A 25,654-nucleotide genomic window follows, 5' to 3' on the forward strand; every position below is an offset into this window, starting at 1 on the left:
GTTCAGTAAGGACGCTTGTAGAACGGTGGTTTCACAATTGTGGCTGCGGCTGGTTTCCCATGGCAAGAAACTGCGACTCTCGTGCCGATAGAACTGAACTCGACCGGCACATAGCCTAGTGCAATCCCCTTGTTTAGCACAGGAGAGACTGTGCCGGACGTAACGTTGCCGATCACAGTGCCGGAGTCATCGAGGATCGGGTAGCCGTGTCTTGGAAATGCCGATTCGGCAAGCTCGATTGCGACGAGCTTTCTGCTGACTCCTTGCTCCTTCACTTTCAATAGTGAGTCCCGCCCGAGAAAGTCGTCTTTTCCCAGCTTGGTTATCCAGCCTAAGCCTGCTTCCAGAGGATTGGTCGAATCATCTATGTCATTGCCATAGAGACACATCTTCATTTCCAATCGAAGAGAGTCCCGTGCGCCTAATCCTATTGGTTCGATGTCAAAAGGTCTACCCGCTTCGAGAATCGCGCGCCACACCGGGACTGCGGCATCGTTACCGAGATAAATTTCAAAACCATCTTCTCCGGTGTAGCCGGTTCGCGAAATCACAGCATCGTTGCCCATCACTTTGCCTTGCGCAAAGTGGTAGAACTCTATCTTCGCGAGATCAATATCGGTCAACTTCTGCACGACATCCTGCGAGTTGCGGCCTTGAACGGCCATCAAAGAAATCGCGTCCGAGCGATTCTCAAGTTGTACGTCCCCTTTGACGTGGCTGCTGATCCAATCCCAATCCTTGTTTAGATTGGCTGCATTGACAACAACCATCAGATGATCGTCGGCCTTGTAGATTAGTAAGTCATCCACAATCCCGCCATCCGGACGACACATACAGTTGTATTGCGCCTGCCCGGGTACCATCGACAACACATCATTCACGGTAACATAATGCAGGAACTTTTCTCTATCTTTCCCCTTTACCACGAATTCGCCCATGTGCGAGACGTCGAACACACCGACAGTGTTTCTGACGCGTAGATGCTCAGCGCGAATGGAATGGTATTGAATTGGCATTTTATAGCCGGCGAATTCCACGAGCTTTGCGCCCAAAGCTTCGTGCTCGGCTGTCAGCGCCGTCGTTTTCAAGTATTTCTCCAAGAATAGACTAAATCAGAAATTCTTTGTGTTTATAGAAAGGCGAGCGCCTTGTCATGGCCTCGCCTGTGATAGTGTATCCGCCGTAGCCTCGAGTTCTTCTTCCGGGGGCGACTTGAGTTGAATCACTCGAACCGGAATCGATGCGGGCCGATAGCCTTCCTTCATGACCATCTTCTGTCCGTCGTTCGAGACAAGGAAAGTAAGGAAACCTGCCGCGACGTCGCTTTTCATGCGCGTTGTTACATATGTATACGTCGTCATAAAGGGCCAGCGCGGCGATTCCAAGATCGTCTTGGCGTTTGCGGGGATCCTTAATTCACCTTGCGCCCAACGAAGTTTCTTGAATCCTTTGGCGTCGGCCGGCTTGTGGGAAAAGATCAGCAATGCACCGGGGTCATCTGCTGACAGTTCCAGCATTCGCGTGGCTGACGAACAGATAACAGCCGCTACCGAATCCAATTCTCCATAGAAATTGAGAAGCGAAAACCACGAACCAACTCCTTCCAAAGGAGCATAAGGCGTAATTGCGACATTCGGACCTCCAATCTCTTTCCAATTCGTTACCACACCTTCCAAAACTCTCTTCAAGTTCGTGCTGTCGATAGCGTCTATGGCAAGACTCTCAGGAACAAGCAAGTAGGTTGGATAGTGGGCGACCGGATAGGTAAAGAGCTTCAATTGTCGCTGAGCAAAGGATGCGGATTCTGCGCTCGTCACGACACGATCTATGAACACCTCGTCAACCCGCTGGGACAATAGTGAGTCCAAGAGTGGCAGTGTTGAATGCCTTTCAAAAGTAACAAACGCCTGCGGGTAGATACGATTATACTCGTAGGCCACATACGAAGCCATTTCAAAGACGGCATCGCTTGCGCCAATTCGCGCGGATCCCTTCGTAAAAGTCTCATCCGGTTCACTTCTCTTGCAACCCAGCAGAAGAGCGACTATCATCAAAAGCTGACAACACTTAATCATCACTTCTCATTTCCCCAAGGCCGCGAGTGTTCGCCGCCATATCGCCGATGCTCTGACTTCGGAGTTCTCGAAACCACGAATCGATGCACACCCAAGAGTATGACGACGACGCCAAGTAAAGTGCGAAGACCAGTCTGTGGCGGGATTTCCTTTAGCAGCACACCAGATAGGATGAGAAGTCCCAGAATAAGAAATCCAATAGGCAATACCCAGCGTGTCAACATCCCTTGCTCATCTGTCTATGATAGGATTACAATTCTGCGGTCGATACGCTTCTCGGCGATACTGCACGATAAACATTCAAGTATGACATTGTCTCGCCGTTCAGCATTCGATCCTCTCGTGAAAGCTATCAGAGCGCAAGACCGCACGACCTGAGCCGCGCGGTCTGGAGGTATCGCGACTATGCTACTGAACCTTGAAGTTAAAAGGAATCGCGATCCATACACCAACCGGATTCCCCTGCTGAATCGCCGGGGTAAATCTCCACTTAGGCAGGATCTTCTCGACTTCTTCCTCAAATCCAAGTTTCTCTGGTTTGGCCTGAACGATGCGCCACTTCTTCACCATGCCCTTGGCATCCACATAGACTTGTGCAGTCACCTTTCCGGACACACCGGCTCGTTGCGCCATTTCCGGGAATGCGGGCTGCGGGCTGAAATCCGGAAGCGGCTGAGGCGGCACTTCGAAAGGAATGAACGTGTCATAGCTCGGGATCTCGCCGTCGCCCAGACCATCACCGAACACCAGCTCAACGCCTTCCCCGATTTCGAGCGACTCGTCGCCATACTCTTCCACGATGGCCTGCACGAGTTCCTCCTGTTTCATCATCTCAGGCTGTTCCTCGGGCACTTCCTCTTCCTTGACGGCAATCGGGATTGCCACCTTGGGTGGTGCAAGTTTGGGACGAGCGATTTTTGGTGGCGCCTTGCCCGGATCCAATTGCTTGAGCTTTTTCAGAATCGACGGATCAACCACCATGACCCTGTCAGGTGGAGGAATCTCCTCTTGAAACAGGGTCGCGATGTACGGGGACGCTACAACGACGGTATGAATCAGTGCGCTGATCACCAGACCGCGCAACAGATTCTTGCCGACGTACCTCTTCAGCTCAATGGAGCCGTATTTGCCTTTTTCAAGCTCTTCAATATAATTCATGTTCCTCCGCCTTCCTGATTGCGGTCCAGCGGTCGGTTAGAGCTGTTCCGATTCAAAGAATGTGCTTTCATCGGGCCGCGCAAGACCCTCTGGCCCCGCAGTTACAAATCCGGCTGCACGCAAGAGCGAGTCTTCCCACGTCGTGTAGCGATCTATCGAGAAACGAGTCGTTCCAACCAGATTAAACTCATCGACCAAATTTACAAGTGACGAATATCGCGCCTTCGGATGAATCCGGGCCACAACTGTCACTTTGTCGCCGAATGCGTCGTAGCGTGTCTTCAGTGAGTCGCGCAAGTGTCCCCACTCGAGCGGCTTGGGACCAGCATTTCCGACCTGCATGGCCAAAGAATCATTATTCAACACAAAGAATGTCAGGAGTCGCTCTTCCTGAACCTTTACGATTGATTCTTCTCCGGTGTCCGGAGGTAGAACCATCTCCATCGCGGTCGGCAAACGGAATACCGTAGTCACCATGAAGAAGATCAAAAGGAGGAAGGCAATATCCACCATCGGGGTCATGTCAATTCGAATGGCGACTCGCGGTCGCTTCCAAGCCTGACCGCCTGCACCACGTTTCGAACCACCACCGCCAACATCTACAGCACCCATTTTGTTCCTGTTATCCTTCTTCCACTTCCGTGACCATGTTCACGAAAAGGAGATCGTTTTTCTGCAATACTCCCAATACCTTCTCTACCGTGCCGTAGTCGGCGTCTCGATCAGCCTTGAGAACGACTTTCTCAACGAGTCGCTTTAGCATTAGACGCTCGATACGAGATGCGATAGAATCCGGTGGAAACTCAATACCCTTCGTAGCTCGACCCACGATTTCCGCGAGGCCGTTCTCCACGTCGAGCGCGGCGTTGTCGAGTGTCATAAATACCTTGTTGTCCTTCGGGATCGTGATGACAATGATATCCGTTTCGGGCAACTGGCGTATTGAATGTGAAGAAGGTGTTTGCACAGCCACCTCTTCCGGCTTTTTGAACACCGTCGTGGACATGAAGAAGATAAGCAAAAGGAACGCGATGTCCACCATCGGCGTCATGTCAATGCTTACCGGAATGCGGCGTTTCTTCGGAGCAGCCATAGTGCGTCCTTGTCGTTTAGCTTACCCTGTACCGCTTAGTTCTCTTTGTCCTTAAGAATCTCTACCATCAAGTAGGCCGCTTCGTCAATCTCATAGTTGAATTGGTCAACCTTGTTCACAAAGAAGTTGTAAGCAACGATTCCGAGAATCGCCGCAAACAGCCCGAGCGCCGTATTCACGAGCGCTTCTGAAATACCGCGGGCGAGTTCTGCAGCGTTCGGCGCACCTTGAGTGGACATAGCCGCGAACGCGCGAATCATGCCGATGGTCGTTCCAAGCAGACCGACCATTGTGGCGATTGAAGCAATCGTGGAGAGTGCAATCAAGTTGCGTTCAAGGAACGGAACTTCCAGCAATCTCGCCTCGTTAATTGCTCTCTGAGTGTCGGCGATCTTCTTCTCATTGTGCACCGACTTGTCAGAGGCAACGCGTACCCACTGCTCAGCTCCGGCTTTTAGTACAGCCGCCGCCGATCCGCGTTGGCTGTCCGAAACCTTAATAGCGTGGTCATACTTGCCTTCTCGAACGGCCTTGGTAAACTCGGAAAAGTAGACCGGCAATGGACGCGCGCCGCGGGCACGGCCCAAGGTAATGATGCGTTCAGCCACAAAAGTAATCAGCATCAGAGTAAGCGTGATCAATATCGGCACGACGGGGCCGGCCAAGCTAATCTGGTGAATCAGCGGCGTCAACTCAACGCCTTTGTCCAAAATCGGCAGGATGACCCAATAGAAAATCGATGCCAGTGCCAGTGAAAGGACCAGCGTGATGGTCGTGAATGTGCCTTGCTTCATGCGAAAGTTCCTCTGCCCAAATCAGGTGTATTAAAGAATTCTAAGATCTATCGTCGCCATTGGCTCAGAATCTGGCCAATCTGTTCGCACTTTTCGCGTCCCACCGGACTGCCCAGGCTGCCTGCTTTGCAGTAGGCTTCCTTGGCACGCTCGACAGTCGCTTTGTCCTCTTCATTGGAAAAGTAATAGCTGTCCCCTAAGAATACCCAGAGATCTGCGTTGTTCGGACAGGCCCGTACCCCCTCCAACAATGCCGAGACGGCAGCACCATATCGTTCGCGTTTCAGATCAATATAGGCATTCAGTTGATGAGCGTCACAATTGCGCGGGTCTCGTGCAATCACCTTCTGCACCGATTCGCGAGCGAGATCATACTGTTTTGTCTCGATGTACGCATTCACCATGATTAGACCGTAGCGATCGAGGAAGGCAGTATCTGCGGAGAGTGAACTCAAATAGGATGCAAGTTTGGACTGGTCATCCATTCTTTGCAACAGGCTGATCTTCCGTGTGACATCACTTGACGAACCGGGTGTAACTTCAAGCTGCTTCTCAGTGTATTGCAGCGCGGATTCCAGATTATTGAGCTTGTCATAGGCACGGGCAATATTTGCGTAAACGTCTTGCTGCTTGACAAGCTCCGGCGTGCTGAGAGCTGCGGCCCGCATCACGACAATCGATAACTCAAGCAAGTCGCGGCGCAAGGGATGCTTGTCGTTCAGAACTGCATCCGGCTGTCGCAGCGTCGCGGCTGCAGTGCGGTAGCGGGTCGCTACATCCGCATAAAGGGTCCGGAATTCAGACTCGGGAATCGTCGGAGCCGGCGATGCGTCTGGTACGACTTCTCCGTCTACCGAGACAGGGGGAACGGGCGGCTTGGGAGGAATCGGTGCGCCCGTGGCAAGACTTTCATACGCTTCTGCCTGCTTGTCAAACTCTTCTGCTAGCCGATCGCGTGAGTCCTTCGACATTGAATCCTGCTGCGCAGCATAGAAGGTCGAGCGACCGACGAAGTACTCCGCCTCTGCAAGTGAAAGCCGGATGTCATCGCGAGTCGGTTTCAGGGCAAGTGCGCGGCGCAGGGGAGAAATTGCGGACGAGTAGAAGTTCTTCTTTTCCAGCTTTGACAAGTCCACATAACTGCGGCCTAGCCAATAGTTCGCAAGAAAATTGTCAGGGTCCTTCTCGACTGCTTTCTGAAACTCCGCCGCCGCTTCCGCGTATCGTTTTGCTGCGTAGCGCAGTCGTCCGCGTAAGTAATCGACCTGCTTGTTATCGGGATCGCGTTCCTGAACAATCTTGAAGAGCTTGTCCGCATCATCGTACTTCTTCTGTGTCAGAAGCGTCTGACCATACTCGAAAGCGATGTCAGGATTTCCTTCATCCAGATTCCAGGCTATGTCGTAGTTGTCTGCAGCAAGCTGTACCACATTCGCATTGCTGTAAATGCGAGCCAACATCAGGGGATAAAGAGGATTGTTCGGATTCTTTGCGGTCGCACTGGCAAGAATTGGAGTTGCTTCACCGATCTTCCCCTGCTTACCTAAGATCAAGGCACGGGAAGCTTTGATCTCGTCAAGCTTGCCTTTCTTGTCCTTGGACTCCGCATTTGAGACAACTCGATTCGCATCGTCCAGTCTATCCATCGAGACATAAAGGGTCGTCAAGTCCACGACCGATTTGGTGTCTTTTGCATCAAGCGATAGCGCCTTCTCATAGTGTCCGATTGCGGAAGACGTGTCTCCCAAGAACAGACTTGCGCGACCCCAAAGGTGCCATGCGTCAACGCTTTTCGGATCAACTTGGGCGGCTTGTTCCGCGAGTCCAACGACATTCTCCCAGTCGCCGCGCTGTGCCAATTGTCGGGCGCGGTCGAGAGGTTCATTCGGCGCAGCAAAGGCGACGCCGACACACGAAAGAACCAGCAACGCCAAAAGCCGATTGTAAATTCGAGAAATCATGAGGATTGTGCAACGCCCCAGATTGCCGGGGTGCCGAATAGAGGTCTGGAAATGTCAAGGCAATATAGCCAACCGAAGCAAAAAGAGCAAGTTAGCGTTCTGTTAGTCAGTGGTTTCGCTTGGTAGTTAGCCGACACTGCCTGCCTCGACTTTCTAAGGCATGTCTTTATTTTACAGTATTTTACTGCTTGTTTGGGCGATTGGGTCTCGAAGAGGACGAGGCAAGTGCCTTAGCCTGATCGAACATCCCAAGTGCTGCCTGAACCTGTTCGTCGTCTTGCAGGCGAATCATGTGGTAAAGATTGCGGTCGTTAAACAGAAGACCTGCAATCTCGCCACGCAACTGCGTTTTGGTGAAATGCAGATCCTGTTCCCAGCGAGGCTCATCGATCTCGATCTGGCTCTTGATGACACGCTCTTTGAAGTCTCGAAGCATCTCGTCGGTCACTTCGAACTCCTGAGAGAATCGGTCAAAGCTCTTGCCCCATTCGGGATGCTTGGCCACATAATCCGTCGCATAGTCAAAGTACAAACGCTTGCTGAAAATTTTCGCAGTCAGCGCGTTGGTTCGACTCGGCACCACTGTACTATCCGGTGAAATGCCGCCGCCACCGTAGACAATGCGGCCGCCATCAGTACGAAACGCTTCGCGAGGTGTTGTATCCTGAACGGCCTCTTCGAGTGCATTCGGGTCTTCATCGTCGCGGCCCTCCATCACATACTCTGCAAAGCCCTTGTCATAGGGACGTTGGATCAGGCGTCCCGCCGGCGTATAGTACTTGGCTGTCGTAATTCGTACCACTGAGCCGTCAGGCATTGGGTAGGGCGTTTGAACGAGCCCTTTGCCGAAGCTGACTTGCCCCACGACCAGTCCACGATCATGATCCTGAACCGCTCCCGCAACGATTTCGGACGCCGACGCGCTGCCATGATTGATCAGCACGACTAACGGCATATCGTATTTCGCACCGACTCCTGTCGATCGAAACTCTGAGTTAGAGCGACTCGTGCGGCCTTGGGTATAGACCAAAAGCATATCCTTACGCGGCATGAACAAGTCGGCGACACGCCACGCCTGATCGAGATAGCCGCCCGGATTCCCTCGCAGGTCTAACAGCAGCCGCTTCATTCCTGCAGTTTTCAGGCTATCCAGTGATTCAATCACTTCGTCCGTCGTTCGCGCTGTGAACTGATTGATACGAATATACCCGGTTTCTTTGTCCGGCAGCATGAATGCGGCACCCACAGAATAAATGGGGATTTTGTCCCTGAAAATTTCGAACTCGAGCGGCACTTCAATGCCCGGCCTATTTATCGTGATTCGAACCGCAGAACCCTTCTCACCTCGGAGCTTTCCGAACACCTCTTCGTTCGTAATTCCATATGCCGAGATGCCGTCAATATGCGTTATCCTGTCACCAGCCCGAATGCCGAGTCGGTCAGCCGGAGTTCCCGGAATTGGAGAAACAACGGTCAGCCAATCACTCTGAATCGAGAATTGGATACCAATGCCTTCAAAGTCGCCTCGGAATTGCTCTGTGATCTTCGCCTGCTGGTCAGCCGGAATGTATACCGAGTGAGGATCAAGTTCCCGGAGAAGACCGTGAATTGCTCCTTCCAACAGTTTCGCAGCATCTGGTTCTTCGACGTAGTTGTCTCTTACTGAGCGCAAGATGTAGTTCAGCTTGTTAAGCTGCATGTTCACATCACCGGGATTGTCGGCAAACAGAGCCGGACCCCACAACAACCCTGACACCAAGACTGCTAACCCCAGGACCATCATCGCGTAATACTTACGAGTCTTCAACACTCACTCTCCTGAATTAACGACTGTTTCATAGTGCCGCCGAAGCAAAGCTTCTTCAGTAGAAGACAGATCGCGCCCGCGTCGACTCATTGCAATGCGCGCAGTTCCCAATGTTCGAACAAGTGGCTCGACCTTGAAACCGCGCTTTCCGCCCCAAGAAAAACTCTGAATGGCTCGCGGTGGATAGCCTTCACCAAAGACATTCGCCGCCACCCCAACGACCGTTCCAGTATTGAACATTGTGTTGATGCCGGTCTTGGTATGGTCACCGCACATCAACCCCACAAATCGATTACCCGAATCCACCAGCTTCTGCCCAAGTTTCACCTGCACATCACCATAGTCATTCCGCAAGTTGGAGACCGTAGTATCTGCGCCAAGATTCACCCATTCTCCGAGGTGGCTATTCCCCAGAAAACCAGCGTGCTGTTTGTTGACATAGCCCTGCAAAATCGACCCGCTGATTTCCCCTGATACGCGGCATTGCGGCCCGATGCTTGATCCCCAGTAAAGTACCGTACCAGCTTTGATGCGGCAATGGTCGCCGATGCTGAGCGGACCTTTAAGATAGCAATGAGGCTCGATTTCCACCCCTCGGCCGAGCCAAATAGACCCAAGCGAAGTGTCGAAGACAACGAGCGGCGCGACTTGGGACTCTTCTCCCATGTACAGGGGATTGTCGCCAATTTTGTGAACACCCGCTGGAAAAGTTTCGAGTACGGTTGAGCCAAGCAGTTCGTCCGCACAGCCAAATCCTACAGTCAACAATCGCTCGTTGTAAGCCATGTAGTCCCAGACGTAGAGTGCGGACAGCACACCCAACTCCGCTGACCGCACCCCCCCCTTTACTGCTTTAACGAGTGAATCGGCAATCTCAGTTCCTGAGAATCCCTGCCAATCCCTGATTTCTGCGCCCGCCATCTTCGCCCATAATACATTTCCTAAAGAATCGTAGACAGATGGTGGTAAACTGCCCTGTTGAGGAGGCATGAGCAAAACACGACCGTTCAAGAATGTCACGTCTGCCGAATCAGAAGGCCATGGGTCGTTGAAACCGGCGAGCTCGCTGGCTATGGCTTCCATGTGGCCCCGAGGTCGCAAGGTGACGGTGTGCCCCGACTGACGCAGTACCTTCATCCAGCCCTGCAAACTACCAAGACCCGCCCGAATCTCCCAGCAGGGCCTTAGCACATTGAGCGGGAACAACTGCCCTTCCGAGGCTTCGTCTTCAAAGAGCACAATGTGTTTGGCCTGAGTCCAGGCCGGTGCTAAGAGACGGTGAACAAGGTCAAGCGCGGACAAAGAATTTCCCCGGTAGTTGTTTGACAAAACCCTTCAATTCGAGAAGCAGCAGCCTGCTCAAGAGTTCTCCCGGCGGCTGCGCAGCCTTTTCTACTAAGCTGTCGATATGAATTTTGTTGTCTGGAGGAATCAGAGTCCACAGACCAAGTTCGGCATCAGCCAAGTTTGGCTGAGGAACTTGAACTGACGGTTGAATAACTGTGCTCTTTAGTTTCAGCAAGTCAGCAATATCCTGAGGGGAATCGACAAGGGCGGCACCCTCTTTGATTAACTCGTGACAGCCGGCCGCCTTTCCTCCGACAATAAATCCGGGGACAGCTCCGACTTCACGGCCAAATGATGCGGCCAAACGGGCCGTTATCAGAGCACCAGACTTCTCCGGTGCTTCAACCACTACAGTAACTGCAGCCAGCCCGGCAATAATGCGATTTCGTTGCGGGAACGTGTAGACAGATGGTTGTGTGCCCATGGGGTATTCGGACAATAGCGCACCGTCCTCCGCCAGTATTCGCTCGGCGAGTGGTTTGTGGTGGTCGGGATAAATGATGTCCAAGCCGCACCCGAACACCGCCTGCGTCGGGATACCGCGCTCCAGTGCAGCCTGATGAGCAACTCCGTCAATTCCACTGGCCAGCCCGCTAATGACGTGCACTCCTGAGGATGCCAAACCACCAATTAGTTCTCTGCACGCCCGTTTGCCATAATCACTGGCTCTCCGAGTGCCGACAATTGCCACTCTGCGCGCATGTGGATCGAAGTTCCCCTTGACAAATAAGAGTGCGGGGGAATCCTGCTCAATTTCTCTCAATCCCTGAGGGAAGTCATCGTCCCAGAAGCTCATCAAGCGGACTTGCGCCTGCTCAGCAGCCGCAAACTGTGTGTTCCCAAGTTCCCCATCAGGTTTAGTCTTGCGAATGCCATCGATTACTTTCTCTCCGATGCGCGGCACAGCACGCAAGGCACCGTCGGCAGCTTCAAAAACGCGCGAAGGCAGACCAAATTCCTGAACCAGACGGACAGCTCCCCACGCGCCGATACCCGGGACACTTAGCAGGTTCAACAAAGCAACCTTTTCGAAGCCGCTTAATCCCACTCGTCCTCCTCCAGAGGTTCCCCGAGCTTGCTTATCGGCCCTGGAAGTTCATCCGGCTCCCTGAAGATTCGAGGTATTGGTGCGGTCTCCAAGAGTGACCAGAGCTTCTGAATCAACTCTTCAATGCCCTGATTCGTCGCAGATGAGATAGCGTGTTTCCAGGGACCCTTGGGCAACTTCTCGCCTGCCGGCAGGAGGTCGATCTTCGAGAGAACAATCAGGGCAGGACGCTTCAGAAGATCCGGATTCCAGCTCTTCAACTCTGATTTCAGCACTTTGAGTTCCGCCTTGGGGTCGCTGCTTGTGCAATCGAGCAGGAAGAGCAGTACGCGAGTTCGCTCGACATGCCGCAGAAACTCGTAACCCAATCCCCGGCCGTCCGATGCGCCTTCGATCAGCCCTGGCAGGTCTGCAAGGACAAAGCTCGAGTATTCGGTAGGGCGCACAATCCCGAGATTCGGAGAGAGTGTCGTAAACGGGTAGGGAGCTATCTTGGGACGGGCTGCGGTCAGGACGGAAAGCAGGGTTGACTTGCCGGCGTTCGGCAATCCGACCAGCCCAACATCGGCCATTAATCTAAGCTCGAGGAGCAGGTTTCGCTCTTGCGCGGGCTGACCGGGGGTGGACTTTCGAGGTGCCTGATTGCGGGACGTCGCAAAGTGTTGATTGCCCTTGCCGCCGCGACCTCCTTCTGCTACACAAATTCGTTGGCCCGGTTCTGACAAATCTGCCAGCAAGCCGTCTTCTGTGTAGACTTGTGTGCCGACCGGAAGCCGGATTTCGATATCCTTTCCGTCACGGCCAGTACACTGTTTTCTCCCGCCCATTTCGCCATCTTCTGCCTTGAACTCGACTTGATGGCGGAAGTCCATCAGCGTGTGCAATTGCGAATCTGCAACCAGGTAGACAGAGCCGCCTGCTCCTCCATCGCCGCCGTCCGGGCCACCCAGCGGACGAAATGCTTCGCGCAAAAAGGAGACTCGGCCGTCACCGCCTTTGCCGGACCTTACATAGATTTTTGCACGATCTACAAACACAATTTACTCAGTATTTGAGTTGCGAGTGAGGTAAGACGATCCAAGTAACATTTGGTCTGCGACAAATACAAGGGCCAGGTGCGGAACGATTCACACCTGGCCCTCGCGATTCCGAAAGGACTAACTGCGGGGCAGTTAGCTTACTTCATCAACACCATCTTGCGAGTCGAGGTAACGCCATTGGCTTCGAGGCGATACATATACACGCCGCTCGACAGCTGCGAACCGTCGAATGAAATCGTGTGAGTACCGGCATTCAGTGCCTGGCCATTCACCAACGTGGCAACTTCTTCACCCAGCACGTTGAACACCTTCAAAGTCACACGCGACGAATTGATCAAGTCGAACTGGATATTCGTCGACGGGTTGAACGGGTTCGGGTAGTTCTGGAAGAGCTGGAAGGCCTGCGGCAATTCGTTGCGCGAACCCACAGACGTGCCGGCGCACGGATCGGTCGGGTCAAACGGAACCGCGCCGGTACCGGTGTGCTGGCTGCCGTTGATGTGCATCGTCGGCGAGCTCCAATCGCGCATTCCCTGAGCCACGAAGTCGAGGTCTGCAAGCGGCACGCGCAGGTAGTAAATCGGATTGTTCGTCGCAACACCTTCATCCTGCGGGACGCCACCGACATCATAATCCAGTTCGTACTGAACGTGCAGATAGCCGACGCCGCCATCATAAGTCACGACCTTGTTGACCGTCAAATCACGCTCGTGATTGCATGATCCAGCCGGGGCGTTTGGAGGCGTCACCGTGCTGGTCAGGTTGATCGGGTTATACCATGTGCGGCCCATATTGCAGGAACCGGCCACCCAAGCATCAGCACTCATGCTGTAGTTCGCCGAGTATTGCGTGGAGTCATGGCGAATAAACGTGCAATACATCCAATTGGTGGTCGGATCATAGGCCAAGCAAGGACGCTGAACCATCAGCTGCCAGGCGTCGTCCACCAGCAAGCTGTCGCCATTCGAGAAATAGGCGAACTGATTGTGATTCACGATGCAGGAGAATTCATCGGTGTCCTCACCCCAATGCCAGATGCTCGACAAGTTGATGTAGGCCGTCGTATCCGGCAGAGGATCAACGCCGCCCGGCAAGCCGTATTCATACAGCGTGCGCGTCGTGAAAGCCACATGAATCAGGTCATTGTCGTCAATCAGGATTGAGCAATCCGTGTAGGGACGTAACGTGTCGCCATTGCAGGCCATCGTGTCCTGCGACGGGCAGCTCTGGTCTGACGGAATCCAGCTGGTCAAGTCAATCGCCGTATTCCAGTTCAAACCGCCGTCTTCCGAAATCGAAAGCATCAGGTCGTTGTTGATCTGACCGAGACCACCTGTACCGCCGCGTGAACGTGTCCACGCCACCGCAACACGATTTGATCCGGGAACCGGCGAAGCCGCGATGTCGGGAGAAATCGTGCGGCCCTGGCCAAGCGTCCGAACCTGCTGTCCGTTGTTGAACGTTGTGAAGTCAATCTGGATTCCGAAGCCGGAATCAAACAGCGGGACGCCACGCCAGTAGTGATAACCTTGCAGGTCGGCACCGTCGTCAGTAGAAATTCCGTGCAGAACGCCGTCTGAACCCACTGCGATTTTGGGCCAGATAACCTGAGGCTCTACGTTATCTGTCGGCCAAAACGGCGTGAAAGCGCCAGCGTGCGGCTGGAAATCGATCGAAACATTGGAGAACAAAATTGACTCGCCGGGAGGAGTAGCGTGATATGCAGGGAAACTGAAGCCGTCCGGAGTAACCGTCTGCGCAACATAGCCGGCACGCGGCGCGTTGTCAATGGCAACACCGCCTTGGGGAATCAGCGCCTCCCAAGTCTGGGTCGAAGGATCCCAGCAATTGTAGAACACGTGGCGTTGCGCACTTCCTTGATCCTGACCGTTCATCCAAACGACGTGCACAAAGCCCATGTCATCGACAGTGACCATTCGGCCGGCAGTGCCGTTGTGCTGGTAGTCATACCATGTGCGGCCAGCTTCATACTGCGTACCGATCAGGTCCAACGAACCGGATGACGGCGTGCGATAGACCGCATCCGTGCTAATCACTTCACCAGCCGTCCCGGCAAACGGGGTCTTCTGACTGGTGTCCATGCGCTTACTAGTTGTTGCGCCAGCATAAGCCGTGGCAACTAGAGCAAGCATGAGGAACAAACCTATGCTTTTCTTGATCATGAGAACTCCCTTTCTTTGCACCTGCGTAATGCGCAGGTTGTCTATGCAGGAATTGGGTAATTTTGCTACTTGCAATTTCGTAACAACTTACACAGCAAACACTAAAAAGTCAAGAGTTGGGGGCGCCAATCAGGCGAAGGTACCACGAAATCATGGATTGGCCCCATAGCAGGCAGATAACGAGCGCTATAGCGAGGAACGGGCCGAAGGGGACTGACCTTCCCGCCACATCCTTCTTTAACATTAATAAAAACAACGCGTAAAGAGTCCCCAGAGCTGATGCTACGAACATCATCAGCAGGACCGATTGCCAACCCAGAAAGCTGCCAGCCATCGCCCCAAAGACCACGTCTCCCCCGCCCATTGCTTCTTTCTTGAATATCCATTGTCCTCCCAGCAACAAGAGGAGGAATACCCCAAAACCGACCGCGGATCCAATCAAGGATTCGCGTAAAGGGATTGTGTCGAAAAACGCAGCCCCAACGATGCCGATTATCGTCAGAGGAACCGTTATGGCGAAGGGCAAGAGCCAATGACGCAAATCGATGATAATTAAGGCAAGCAAACCGATAAACAACAGGCCGTAAGCAAGACCTGCGTAACTTAATCCAAACTTCCAGACGGCAAGGCCCGCGAGAACCGCAGATGTTGCTTCAATCAGCGGATACTGGACGGATATTGGAGTCTTGCAATTCCGGCACTTTCCACCCAACAACAGCCAGCTCAGAATCGGAATATTGTCAATCCACGAGATTCGCTGCTCACATTTGGGGCAACGGGATGGCGGGCGCACGAGCGACAATTCGGCAGGCAAACGATAGATTAAGACATTCGCGAAACTGCCAAAACAGGCACCAAGGAATCCAACGACGAGATAAACGGGCAGTGCCGGAAGGCCGCCCCACGGCGTGTCTATAGTCACATACACCTCCGAGAAACTAAACGGGTGACTGCACTAACAATATGCAGTCACCCGCAGTAATTTGCAAGCCTTGTGCCTTATCCTGAAGCTTGAATTGCGCGGCCAAGCATGAAGACGGGAAGATAAATTGCGATCAAAATGATACCGATAACGCCGCCGATTAAAATGATCAAGAGCGGCTCAATCAAAGACGTCAGTCGGCCAATTGTCGCGTCCACCTGTTTGGAATAGAATTCCGAAACCTTTTCCAACAGCTTATTGATCTCACCGGTCTCTTCACCCGTCTGAATCAGCTGAACCATGATGGGCGGGAAAACACCCGTCTTCTTCATTGCCACGGAAATCGCGTAGCCGTCTTTAATCATGTGCTGTGCATCGCGGAGAGCGTTTCCGATCACTCGATTCTCAACGACGCGAATGGAATGACTGAGAGACTCGAGCACCGGGACACCTGAGCCGATCAAAATACCGAATGTACGGGCGAACTTGTCCATAAGGGAGGACATCAGCAGATTTCCAAAAACGGGAAACCTGAGCTTCATGTTGTCCCAAACCAAGCCTCCCCGCTTGGTTTTTGTCAGAATCCAGAGGCCGGCAATAACCGCCAGCGCCACTGCGAAGACTAACGGCGCCTGATTAACCATCAACTTGGAAATGTTCATCAGGACCAGTGTTGCAAACGGTAATCGGGCAGAGAATTTGGAATAGACGTCCTCGAACATCGGCACGATGAAGACCATCAGGATCGTAATAACAATGGTCAAGAAGATTACGGAAAATACCGGATACGACATTGCTGAAATGACTTTTCGCTGCGTATCCGCGACCGATTCCAAATAGTCGGACAATTGCTCTAAAATAACGTGCAGGTTACCGGAAACTTCGCCGGCATGAACCAATGCCACATAGAGGTTGGAATACACACCGGGGTGCTTTGCCAGTGCCTCGGACAACGCATAACCCTTTTTAAGATCCGTCGCAACCTGTACGAGAACTTTCTTGAAGCGGTAATTGCGTTCTTCAGCCAACAGGTTCTGAATAGCACGCTCGATGGTCAAACCGGCAGAGAACATCGTGGAAAGCTGGCGAGTGAAGAACACCAGTGTTTTGAGCGGTATTCGCGTTCGCCAACGGTAGATCGCAAGGCCGATCTGTTCCCCGACGCTCATTTCATCGAGCGCAAGTCCGCCTTTGATTTCGCGCACCGAGACGATCTGCGCAGCGCCACGGCGGCGCAGAGCTTCTACGGCGGCTTCGTAGCTCGCCGCCTTGAGATTATCTTCCTGACGGTTTCCCGCGGCGTCTTTGATGACGTAACTGTATGTCGGCATCGCCTCTTGTCCGTCGCTTGTTAGATTTCTTGAACGGTCACGCGCAACAGCTCGTGGCTCGTCGTAATCCCTGCAAAAATCTTCTTAAACGCCGCGTCACGCAGCGTCACCATGCCGTTGGCAAGAGCGGCATTACGAATCTCATCCTGATTCGCATTGTCAAACACGAGAGAGCGGATGTTCCTGCGCATTTCGAGCACTTCGAAGATACCGGTTCGTCCCAGATAACCGGTGTTACGGCATTGCGCACAGCCACGTCCGCGATAAAACTTCCGCCCCTTCAAGAAGTCTGTGTCAATGGCAAGACTCTCAAGTTCCGACGCTTCCGGTTCATACTCGTGCTTGCAGTGTTGACAAATTCTGCGTACAAGTCTCTGAGCCATCACAAGGTTGAGCACACTGCCGCACAAGAATGGCGGAACACCAATATCCAGCAATCGGGTGATCGTGGAAGGAGCATCGTTCGCGTGCACGGTCGAGAATACCAAGTGTCCGGTCAATGCGAATTTGACCGCGATATCCGCAGTTTCTTCGTCTCGAATTTCACCGATCAGCAGCTTGTCAGGGTCCTGACGCAGAATCGATCGCAGCGCAGCAGCAAAGGTCAAGCCGATTCTTGCTTTGGTCTGAACCTGATTGATTCCCGGGACGTGATACTCTACCGGGTCTTCGACAGTCGTGATGTTGTCTTCAACGCTCTTGATTTCATTCAGTGCGGCAAACAACGTCGTGGATTTACCGGCGCCGGTAGGACCGGAGATGATTACCATTCCGTACGGCTGGCGAATCCAGCGGCGGAAAATCATACTGTCTTCATCGTCGAAGCCCAGCGTCGCAAGACTGAAAGCAAATCCGGATTTATCGAGCAGACGCATCACAATCTTTTCACCCGTCACGAGTGGCAGGATCGAGACACGCATGTCAATCTCTCTGTCGGCCGCACGAACCGTAAATCGGCCGTCCTGCGGCAAACGTTTCTCAGCAATGTTCAGTTTTGAGAGAATCTTCACACGGGACACAATACCTGCGTGCGACGCCTTGGGGGGCCGCATAACTTCCATCAGCACGCCGTCGACGCGGAAACGCACAACCAAGGCATCTTCATACGGTTCGATGTGAATGTCCGTTGCGCGCGACTTAATGGCGTCAGCAAGCATCAGATTGACAAGCTTGACCACGGGAGCATCCTCTGTCCCGCCGGTCTTGCTCATATCTACGAGGCTTTCGTCATCCTCATCGGAAGTAGCGAAAAACTGCAGGTCACCGATCGCCTCAGTTACTTCACCTTGCTTGCGAATCTTCTCGTAGGAGTTCTCAATTGCATTAAGGATCGCGCTGGGTGACGCAAGTTTCGCGTCAACTTTCTTGCCGGAAAGCTTCTCAAGGTTATCTACCGCGACAATGTCGTCCGGATCGGCCATTGCCACCACAATCATATTTCCGGTCAGCTCAAGCGGAACAAGCAAGTGCTCCTTTGCAAACGCTTCCGGGACCATTCCCAGCGCGTTGGCATTCTTCGCACTTAAGTTGTCGGCGGAAATAAAGTCCACACCCCACTGTTCGCCGAGTGAGCGGTACACGTTGTCCTCGGTCACCATTCCGAGGGAGATCATCGTCTCGCCGATCTTCTTACGCTTTTCTTTCTGGCGCGTAAGAGCTTCATTGAGCTGCTGATTATTGATCAGACCCTTGCGGATCAGAATCTCGCCAAGTTTCTCTCTCATATTCCTACTTTAGTCGTCCAAAGCGTTCCAATACGGGCCGGAGCCGGTTTAGTTCCGGCTCCGGCCCACTTGTGTCATTCTCGATAATTCAACCTTGCCTTAGCGGCGGAAGTTGATAACCTGTGAATCCTGAGCATTCTGGAAGCCGACGACTTCCACACCCACTTCGCCCGGAATCTCAGGTGTCAAAGGATCGGGGAAGATGAAGGCTTCCGTTTCCACCAACCAGAGTGAACATTCACCGCTGAAGAACAGGGGGTTATACTCGGGGCCTGTTACCGAAATACTCACGGCCTGGCCGGTACCGCCCTGGTTGTTATACATGCGGCCACGTGCTGAGCGGTAGTAGACTTCCTGCCCATTGATGCGGACGTCATGCCCATCGCGAACGATCGAGCGTAGTTCGATGCGGCACGGGGCGGCGATTCCAAAGTGCCATGAAGACGGCTGAGCGTACAGCTCAATTCTCGGCTCTTGAATCGGGAGGATGAGATCAAACGTCTGAGTGATGCCATTTGCCGTAGAAGCCGAAATCTGAACTAACCTATTCGTCATTTCTGATGTGAAACGCAGCGTCGTAAATGCAACGCCCGGACGAACATCTCCGTCGGAGTTTTCATTACCAACTACCACGGATTCGGAAAGAATCTGAGCGTACTCCTCGGGGATAACACTGAAGAATACGGCGGTGCCTGCAATGACGTTATTCTGCACAGCATCTTTAACAAGCGCACTTATCTCAAGATCCCAGGCAGCACCACCAGCATCCTCGCCAAGCTCATTGACACCGAGCTGGATGCGAGCCGGTGGACCAGCGACGACCGTACCTGTGGCCGGCGCGCAAGCCTGACCAGTTTCGGTGGTGACACAGCCCTGAACGAAGACTGTTCCAACACCGGTTCCGGCGTTCAAGGTTGCCACGGCAATACCGTTTGACGTCTGCGCAGAATCGGACAGTCCGCGGTTGTTAATATTTGCACCCGTCGGGATTGAACCTTGCAGTTGGAATCTCACCCATGTTCCGTTTGGAACCGGGTTTCCGTTCGCGTCAAATGCCGTGGCTCTAATTTGTGACCAATCCTGACCACCTGAACCGCGCACGAGCATGCTGGGCGGCAATAAGGCCATGGATAGCGAATTAGCATTTCCTGACTGAACAAACAGAGCTGTCGAGTCTATTGCGCCATTACCCAGTCGAGCTCTGACCACACCATCACCTGCAGTGGTTCCGGTACTTAAGCTGGTTGTAGCGAGGCCATCAACATTTGTTGCCGCAGTTGACGGACTAACTGTTCCGATTGTGGTCTCGAAGAACACAATCACACCAGCTCGGACGGGGTTTCCAAAAGTATCCGTCACTGCGACAGAGACGTCCTGCGCAGTGTTGGTGCTTAACACTCCGATGGGAGTCGGGAATCTTACATAGGTTGCCGGTCCCGGATTGATCTGGATATTCAGCGGGCTTGACACTACCCCGCCAACACTTACTGTCAACTGTGGCGGCATTGCAGGAATCTGCTGGCAAAGGCGGTAGAACTGCACCGTGTCCAATGTTCCATTCCGCAAGCGAACCGAGTCAAATAAAAAGCTGCCACACTCTGTAAACCGGAAGTGAGCGTAATAGCCATTAACTGGAGCACCATTTTCATAGGCAGCATTGACAAAGAGCTGGATTGAATCCTTACCAGCAGTTCCGCTGGCCGTCGTGGCAGACAGAGTGACATTGGTGATTTCAGAGGCAGGGTCAATGCGAATATAGACTGTGTCGCGCAATCCCCACTTCTCATAGCGGGCCACAACGAATGATGAATCCGCAGGATCTTCGCCGTTAGGGACGCCCATTCCACAGAAAGTGGCAAAGGCACGCCCCAGCGAATCGGTGACCCCGATCGGCTGGATCGCGCCGCCATAAGGAGCACCGAAGCGCACTGTGTCATTGCGAATCGCTTCCCCGAACTGGTTCTGCAGAACAGCAGTAATGTTGGCGGCGGTTACACAGCCGTCTGCCTCTACCTGCAGTTTATTCGACGTCACCGTCAAGAAGCCTTGGCGAGACTCAATCTCTTGAACATGAACATTCTGCGAGCGGTTAAAACCACTAACCTGAACGCTGATCGTGAATGTTCCAAATTGGCCGTTATTGAACCAGTACGTTTCTGTCCGACCACCATCATCAGTCGGCGGTGGTACGATCATACGGCCGCCGGTTGCTCTCAAGTCAAGAGACACACCTGAGATTCCGCGCGCGTCGCAGTCCGTGAGCGTAAGTACTACACGAGTCGAGTCTTCCACATATTGGTTTGCTTCCAATAGTGTGTCCGCGATCGTCATGGACACGTTGCAGACCACGTTGGAAGCGGGCAGAATGGCCAGAATCGCGTTATCAGTCAAACCACCTGTGGACGCTGAGATGATCTGGTTTCCGGCACGGGCGTACGTTCTAAACGTCGCATTGACACGGCCCACTGAGTTGGTCGTATCCTGCAAGTCAGTATCCGCCCACTCGATGTAACCGAGGTTATTATTGGACAGGCTGACTTCAACTTTCTGCCCAGCGAGCGCACGACCCTGATCATCAGACACAATAATCGTGACCGACGTTGAAGCCGAGTCACCCGGCAGGAACCGCAGCGTATCATTGACGGTACCAAGCACGATTTGAATGGAACCGACATTGCGTCCGGTCTGATTTGTGCCGGTGGACTTCTCGTCACAACCGACGCCACTTAACAGCACAGCGATTGCCGCCAATAAAATAGCTGTCCAGCGGATAAATTTCATTCTTGCCTCCATAAGTCCCTCCAGGTCCTGGATTGTTTGAGGAAACCGACCGGAAATCTCCGATTTGCGAAAATCTCCGATTGATTCCGACTGCTTAGACCCACGGGAAAAGTGTCACTTACTTGCACTATCGATGACCAAAACCACTGTCGCGAGTTGTGCGACAACGGTAATTACGTCCTTGATGCGATCCCAACCTGTTGTGCGGGGGCGCTGAGGCACGAACACAACATCACCCGGGTCAATTGAAACTTTACTTGAGTAGCGGATTTGCGATCCGTTCCGCCCTTTGATCAACACCGCACGACCTTTCCACCCTGCCTTGTTCTTGCCTCCGGCTTTCTCAAGATAGTGGCTAAGATCTCCCCCCTCGATCCACGGCACTTCTCCGGCGTGGTTCACGTAGCCAAGCACACGAACACCGAGGGGCTGTTCCGGAATCTCAAGGCGATCGCCGTCTTGCAGACGAACGTCTCCGGCCCATCCGGGTGCTTTCTGTTTTGCCGATAAGTCAAGAACGACAGTACCGTATTCCCATCGTGAAAACTCTGCCGACAATTCCTGATCGGCGAGCATCCAAGGGTCGTCCTTGGACAACGTCTTGATAGGATTGTGAAGGAGCCGCAACCGCTCAGCTGAAGTCCTGTCATCATTCCGTCGTTCAAGTCGTGCGGATCGTATCTCTGCACCTGGGAGCAAACCACCGGCCATGTCTAGCAATTCTTGGACGGTCGTAACGCCCGGGGTAACCATGTATGCACCGGGCTTAGCAACCTGCCCGGATATCATCGCTGAACCGGAAACTCGAGAGTGAGGTTTGCCCCCAACATGCACACGATCTCCTGGTTCCAAGCGCGCAGTCAGTCCGCCTGCAGCAAGACTGATCTGTTCAGTGCTTCCCGCCGATCGCTGAATCGTAACTCTTGCTGAATCGGCGCTCGCTGTCAATCCTCCGGCGAGATTCAGGATCGTTTCAACATTATCGCCGCTTGCGAAGATATAGAGATCGGGATACTGCACCTCGCCAAACACCCCGACCTTGGGGCCGTCGGCGAGCGGTGGAACATAGATCACTGCTCCGTCCAGAAGCAATGGATTGCCTCGCAGATCTCCGCCCCTGTAGAATCGCAACAAATCGACTGCGTGAACCCTGCCATCCATCCCGCGCATCTCGATGAGACGCAGATTGGCTTGCGGAACTGCGATTGTGTCGCCGTTCTGAATACGAAGAAACGATCTAATCCCGCCGCCTTCAAGGATCGCATCCGCAACACGCGACGTGGCTCGCAACTTGTACGTGCCCGGAACCAATACTTCACCCGTAACATGCACGCGAAACATCCGAGGCTCTAATAGGGAAACCGATACCCGGCCACGCTTCAGCGCGCGCTCAAATTCGGCAGCAATCAGCCGTTCAGCCTCCGATAGAGCCGTGCCGGCTACCTGAACCGGTCCGGCATACGGCACGGCAACACGTCCATCGCCGGACACCAGAATCGGCACTTCTTCATACGCCGGACTCCAGATCTGCAGGATCAGTTTGTCGCCGGGACCGACGAGATACTGGTCTCTGTCAACAACGCCCTCATACGCCGTTACGCTCGATAAATCCGTTGGCAGTGACTTCGCCGCATCAAGATACTTTGACTTCAGTGGATCGGTTGTGCGGTTTACCGCATCCTGCGCCGACAACGGAAGAGTGCCACAGAGCAAACCTAACAGTAACGCGAGAGCCGCGGCCTGCACCCGCGGAAGCCGCTTATTCTTTTGACTCACCTGACTCCTGCGGCAAGAACTTGCCTTCAACCTCGCGCACGCGTTCCGGAAGTTTCAGCGAGTAACCCGTGCCCAGGATGTGCGGTGTCACCTGAATGATCAGGTCTGTTTTGCGTGTGCTGGTTGTCTTGTGACGGAACAAGCTGCCCAGAAACGGGATATCTCCCAAGAACGGGAAGCGATGCTCGGTCTTTGATGATTCAACGCCCAACAAGCCGCCGATGATTACAGTTTCGCCGTCTTTGATGCGGATCGTCGTCGAAGAAATCCGGCGCTTCACCCAGGGAAGCTGAGTGTCGGACGACTCCAGAAACTGGAAGATTGAAGAAAGTTCAGGTTGAATATCCGTTGTGATGTAGCCGTCTGAGTTGATTTTCGGGGTCACATTCAACATCACACCAACTGTCACTTGGTCAATCTGCACCTGACCGCCCACACCGCCGCTGCGTGCGACATACGGGATCTCATCCACAACTTGAATCCGCGCCGTCTTGTTGTTCAGAGTTGCGACCGACGTATTGGCGAGCACTTCGGCACGGCCCGTGCGAAGGAGCATGTCCAGCGCCACTTCAAAAGCGGTCGCCTGCTTCGACCAATAGCCTATGCGGCGAGGTTCCATCGGAAAGAACGGCAACTGTGACGGAACTCGACCGCGAACGGACGGGTCGATTCCGCTTAGCGCGGGATTACCGTCCTGATCCACAGCGTTGCCAAGCGCGTCCACCGGTGTCTCTGCGATCACGGTCTGCAGAGTGGAAAGTCTGTTCCAGTCAATGCCAAGAGCCTCTTCGTTCTCCACGGCGACTTCGATCATCCTGCATTCCAGCACGATTTGCAAAGGCGGCACGTCTACTTCCGAGACGACACGATGGATGTCAGCGAGAACTTTCGGACTCGTCACGACCAACAGCTTGTTCCCGATACTGTCCACAGTGATGTCAGCGTTGAGCTTTTCCAGCATCTTACGGACGACAGGGGCCTCTACGTACTGCAGATCAACCACGTAGGCGTTCAGTCCAACCTGCTCGCGCAGCTGTTCGCGAGGTGCGACCAGGAATGACTTGCCAACGATTTCATAAGACAACCCCGCCGCGCGGACAACGAGATTCATTGCCTGCTCGATGGGTGTGTCTTTAAGATGAATCGAGATGCGTTCTTCCTGATTGACTTGCGGACCAGTCACGATGTTGAATCCACTTTCCGCGGCAAGAATGGCCAATACCGACGGCAGGAACGCATCATCGGCATCAATCGTCACCAGCCGTTGCAGCGCGTCATCAGTTGAGTTTTGCGCATACACGGCGGTTTGGGTAAGGAGCGTCATGGCCAAGACGGCCGCCCACAGGGCACGGCACCGCGCGAACGAACCAGTCCGACGCACGGCCAGCCCCAAAGAATTACGGAGATGCATTGCCAGTTTCAAAAGCCTGTTCCTTATATCTCGGCTAAAAATTGCTTACTTCGTAAGAGTAGTCCAGTGACCAGCACCGGTTTAGAAATTCGATCCTTCAAGCGAAGTCTTGCCCTCGGACAACTCCCCCTCGGGCGCCGACTCATTGATCAACACCAGACGTGAACCGCCCTTGGTCATCACCATTTGAGCAGGTTCGATGGCCGCCACCCGAAAACCGTTGAGTTCGTCGCCCACGCGCAAGACATGACTTCTTCCCATGAACTTGACAATCGCAGACGGAGTCTCACTCATGACCGTGCATGACAGCCGCATGCGCCCGCGCTGCTCAAGCGTCTCACGCAAACCAAGACTTGCGAGAAATGCTCGCGTCTGGATCGTGCGAGTAAGGTCGAGCGGATCGACCGTCACCTGAGTCTGGTACGCAATTCGATCATTCAAGTCCTTCTCAAGCGTATTGACGGTCTCTTCAAGCTGCTGGTCGGTTCCCAGCACAATCTGCTTGTTCCGCATCACCTCGATGCGTTCCGAAATCTTGTAATTTGTCCAGCCCATCCAGACCATCGTCGCCACCAATAAGGTGAGCAGGATTCCCCAGAGGACGTTTACTCGTTGCGTCATTTCGCGATTGCCTTATCCGGCTTATTTCTGCTTTATGAGGGTAAGTGTGGACAGCTCAATGCTCATGGGGCGCTTCGTCGTCAGCCCCGTCTCCTGCTTTGCCAAGGCCTGCACCTGCTTGACTTGGCTCGAAAGATCAAACTTGTCCAACGTCACCAAACGATTGCTCTTTTCTACATCATTCAGGAAATTGACCAGTGACTTGTAGCTCGTGTTCACTCCCAATACGTAGGGCGTTGCAATATACGAGCTGTAGGTCCTGCGTGACTTTGGTTCAATCACCCGCAACTCAATATCATGATCGCGCAAGATATCCGTCAATTGATTCATGAACGGAAGCGACGCATCCTCGGCGAGCGAATCGCGCTGCGACTGGGCTAAGTTGCCCTCGATTAAGCGTGTCACTTGCTTCAGTTCATTGGCAATTATCTGTGCTGCAATCAACTTCTCGTTCTCGCGGCGGATGGACTCGTCAAGCTCCCGAATTCTTGCAGGCTTTGTCTTATAGACGTAGGTCGTATAGTAATAAAAGCCGCCGGCGGAGATCACAAGGAGCAGCAGTGCGAAAATACTCTTTCTCAT

Annotated in this window: 21 protein-coding genes; all 21 read right to left on the reverse strand. The window is 53.4% G+C overall.

Annotation, left to right across the window (positions count from 1 at the left end; translation table 11 throughout):
- Positions 1-2: 2 nt before the first annotated feature.
- The 21 genes from gcvT to pilO all read right to left on the reverse strand — a co-directional run bounded on the left by gcvT (position 3) and on the right by pilO (position 25,654).
- Complete coding sequence (gene gcvT, locus KJZ99_08815; GenBank protein ID MCL4306001.1) at positions 3-1,088, reverse strand: glycine cleavage system aminomethyltransferase GcvT; 1,086 nt, start codon at positions 1,086-1,088, stop codon at positions 3-5.
- Between the two features lie 63 nt (positions 1,089-1,151).
- Entirely contained in the window at positions 1,152-2,075 is a 924-nt protein-coding gene (locus KJZ99_08820) for a substrate-binding domain-containing protein (GenBank protein MCL4306002.1), read from the reverse strand.
- Entirely contained in the window at positions 2,075-2,299 is a 225-nt protein-coding gene (locus tag KJZ99_08825; GenBank protein MCL4306003.1) for a hypothetical protein, read from the reverse strand. The genes KJZ99_08820 and KJZ99_08825 overlap by 1 nt, the downstream gene beginning before the upstream one ends.
- Before the next feature lie 184 nt (positions 2,300-2,483).
- Positions 2,484-3,233 (reverse strand): energy transducer TonB, encoded by a 750-nt coding sequence (locus KJZ99_08830; GenBank protein ID MCL4306004.1) that lies wholly within the window; start codon positions 3,231-3,233, stop codon positions 2,484-2,486.
- A 36-nt stretch (positions 3,234-3,269) separates the two neighbouring features.
- Positions 3,270-3,845, reverse strand: a complete 576-nt coding sequence (locus KJZ99_08835) for a biopolymer transporter ExbD (GenBank protein MCL4306005.1) — start codon at positions 3,843-3,845, stop codon at positions 3,270-3,272.
- Between the two features lie 10 nt (positions 3,846-3,855).
- Positions 3,856-4,326: a biopolymer transporter ExbD gene (locus tag KJZ99_08840; protein MCL4306006.1), complete on the reverse strand. Its 471-nt coding sequence runs from the start codon at positions 4,324-4,326 to the stop codon at positions 3,856-3,858.
- Positions 4,327-4,361: 35 nt separating this feature from the next.
- Positions 4,362-5,120: a MotA/TolQ/ExbB proton channel family protein gene (locus tag KJZ99_08845; protein MCL4306007.1), complete on the reverse strand. Its 759-nt coding sequence runs from the start codon at positions 5,118-5,120 to the stop codon at positions 4,362-4,364.
- A gap of 47 nt (positions 5,121-5,167) precedes the next feature.
- Positions 5,168-7,081, reverse strand: a complete 1,914-nt coding sequence (locus KJZ99_08850; protein MCL4306008.1) for a tetratricopeptide repeat protein — start codon at positions 7,079-7,081, stop codon at positions 5,168-5,170.
- A 181-nt stretch (positions 7,082-7,262) separates the two neighbouring features.
- Positions 7,263-8,888, reverse strand: coding sequence for a S41 family peptidase (locus KJZ99_08855; GenBank protein MCL4306009.1), 1,626 nt, complete (start codon positions 8,886-8,888; stop codon positions 7,263-7,265).
- A gap of 3 nt (positions 8,889-8,891) precedes the next feature.
- Positions 8,892-10,190 (reverse strand): hypothetical protein, encoded by a 1,299-nt coding sequence (locus KJZ99_08860; protein ID MCL4306010.1) that lies wholly within the window; start codon positions 10,188-10,190, stop codon positions 8,892-8,894.
- Positions 10,177-11,283, reverse strand: a complete 1,107-nt coding sequence (gene dprA / locus KJZ99_08865) for a DNA-processing protein DprA (protein ID MCL4306011.1) — start codon at positions 11,281-11,283, stop codon at positions 10,177-10,179. Before dprA ends, KJZ99_08860 begins: the two co-directional genes overlap by 14 nt.
- Positions 11,274-12,323, reverse strand: coding sequence for a GTPase ObgE (obgE, locus tag KJZ99_08870; GenBank protein ID MCL4306012.1), 1,050 nt, complete (start codon positions 12,321-12,323; stop codon positions 11,274-11,276). The genes dprA and obgE overlap by 10 nt, the downstream gene beginning before the upstream one ends.
- 137 nt (positions 12,324-12,460) lie before the next feature.
- Complete coding sequence (locus KJZ99_08875) at positions 12,461-14,506, reverse strand: T9SS type A sorting domain-containing protein (protein MCL4306013.1); 2,046 nt, start codon at positions 14,504-14,506, stop codon at positions 12,461-12,463.
- A 109-nt stretch (positions 14,507-14,615) separates the two neighbouring features.
- Positions 14,616-15,428 carry an A24 family peptidase gene (locus KJZ99_08880; GenBank protein MCL4306014.1) on the reverse strand — a complete coding sequence of 271 codons (813 nt, stop codon included), beginning with the start codon at positions 15,426-15,428 and terminating at the stop codon, positions 14,616-14,618.
- A gap of 77 nt (positions 15,429-15,505) precedes the next feature.
- Positions 15,506-16,759 (reverse strand): type II secretion system F family protein, encoded by a 1,254-nt coding sequence (locus KJZ99_08885; protein MCL4306015.1) that lies wholly within the window; start codon positions 16,757-16,759, stop codon positions 15,506-15,508.
- Between the two features lie 20 nt (positions 16,760-16,779).
- Positions 16,780-18,483 (reverse strand): Flp pilus assembly complex ATPase component TadA, encoded by a 1,704-nt coding sequence (gene tadA, locus KJZ99_08890; protein ID MCL4306016.1) that lies wholly within the window; start codon positions 18,481-18,483, stop codon positions 16,780-16,782.
- A 99-nt stretch (positions 18,484-18,582) separates the two neighbouring features.
- Entirely contained in the window at positions 18,583-21,264 is a 2,682-nt protein-coding gene (locus KJZ99_08895; GenBank protein ID MCL4306017.1) for a hypothetical protein, read from the reverse strand.
- Between the two features lie 114 nt (positions 21,265-21,378).
- A complete protein-coding gene (locus tag KJZ99_08900; protein ID MCL4306018.1) occupies positions 21,379-23,040 on the reverse strand; it encodes an SLBB domain-containing protein in 1,662 nt (553 codons plus the stop codon).
- The gene (locus KJZ99_08905; protein ID MCL4306019.1) at positions 23,024-24,451 is read right to left on the reverse strand and encodes a hypothetical protein; all 1,428 of its coding nucleotides are present in this window, start codon (positions 24,449-24,451) and stop codon (positions 23,024-23,026) included. Before KJZ99_08905 ends, KJZ99_08900 begins: the two co-directional genes overlap by 17 nt.
- A gap of 81 nt (positions 24,452-24,532) precedes the next feature.
- A complete protein-coding gene (locus KJZ99_08910; GenBank protein ID MCL4306020.1) occupies positions 24,533-25,072 on the reverse strand; it encodes a hypothetical protein in 540 nt (179 codons plus the stop codon).
- Positions 25,073-25,093: 21 nt separating this feature from the next.
- The gene (gene pilO, locus KJZ99_08915; GenBank protein MCL4306021.1) at positions 25,094-25,654 is read right to left on the reverse strand and encodes a type 4a pilus biogenesis protein PilO; all 561 of its coding nucleotides are present in this window, start codon (positions 25,652-25,654) and stop codon (positions 25,094-25,096) included.

The organism is bacterium, assembly GCA_023382385.1.
Taxonomy (GTDB): Bacteria; Electryoneota; RPQS01; order RPQS01; family RPQS01; genus JABWCQ01.

Coding starts and splice junctions, on each gene's coding strand:
- KJZ99_08895 (MCL4306017.1), bottom strand. CDS start 21,264: ATGAAATTTATCCGCTGGACAGCTATTTTATTGGCGGCAATCGCTGTG.
- tadA (MCL4306016.1), bottom strand. CDS start 18,483: ATGAGAGAGAAACTTGGCGAGATTCTGATCCGCAAGGGTCTGATCAAT.
- KJZ99_08840 (MCL4306006.1), bottom strand. CDS start 4,326: ATGGCTGCTCCGAAGAAACGCCGCATTCCGGTAAGCATTGACATGACG.
- pilO (MCL4306021.1), bottom strand. CDS start 25,654: ATGAGAAAGAGTATTTTCGCACTGCTGCTCCTTGTGATCTCCGCCGGC.
- KJZ99_08835 (MCL4306005.1), bottom strand. CDS start 3,845: ATGGGTGCTGTAGATGTTGGCGGTGGTGGTTCGAAACGTGGTGCAGGC.
- KJZ99_08820 (MCL4306002.1), bottom strand. CDS start 2,075: ATGATTAAGTGTTGTCAGCTTTTGATGATAGTCGCTCTTCTGCTGGGT.
- KJZ99_08910 (MCL4306020.1), bottom strand. CDS start 25,072: ATGACGCAACGAGTAAACGTCCTCTGGGGAATCCTGCTCACCTTATTG.
- KJZ99_08885 (MCL4306015.1), bottom strand. CDS start 16,759: ATGCCGACATACAGTTACGTCATCAAAGACGCCGCGGGAAACCGTCAG.
- KJZ99_08845 (MCL4306007.1), bottom strand. CDS start 5,120: ATGAAGCAAGGCACATTCACGACCATCACGCTGGTCCTTTCACTGGCA.
- KJZ99_08850 (MCL4306008.1), bottom strand. CDS start 7,081: ATGATTTCTCGAATTTACAATCGGCTTTTGGCGTTGCTGGTTCTTTCG.
- KJZ99_08830 (MCL4306004.1), bottom strand. CDS start 3,233: ATGAATTATATTGAAGAGCTTGAAAAAGGCAAATACGGCTCCATTGAG.
- KJZ99_08875 (MCL4306013.1), bottom strand. CDS start 14,506: ATGATCAAGAAAAGCATAGGTTTGTTCCTCATGCTTGCTCTAGTTGCC.
- KJZ99_08905 (MCL4306019.1), bottom strand. CDS start 24,451: ATGCATCTCCGTAATTCTTTGGGGCTGGCCGTGCGTCGGACTGGTTCG.
- KJZ99_08825 (MCL4306003.1), bottom strand. CDS start 2,299: ATGTTGACACGCTGGGTATTGCCTATTGGATTTCTTATTCTGGGACTT.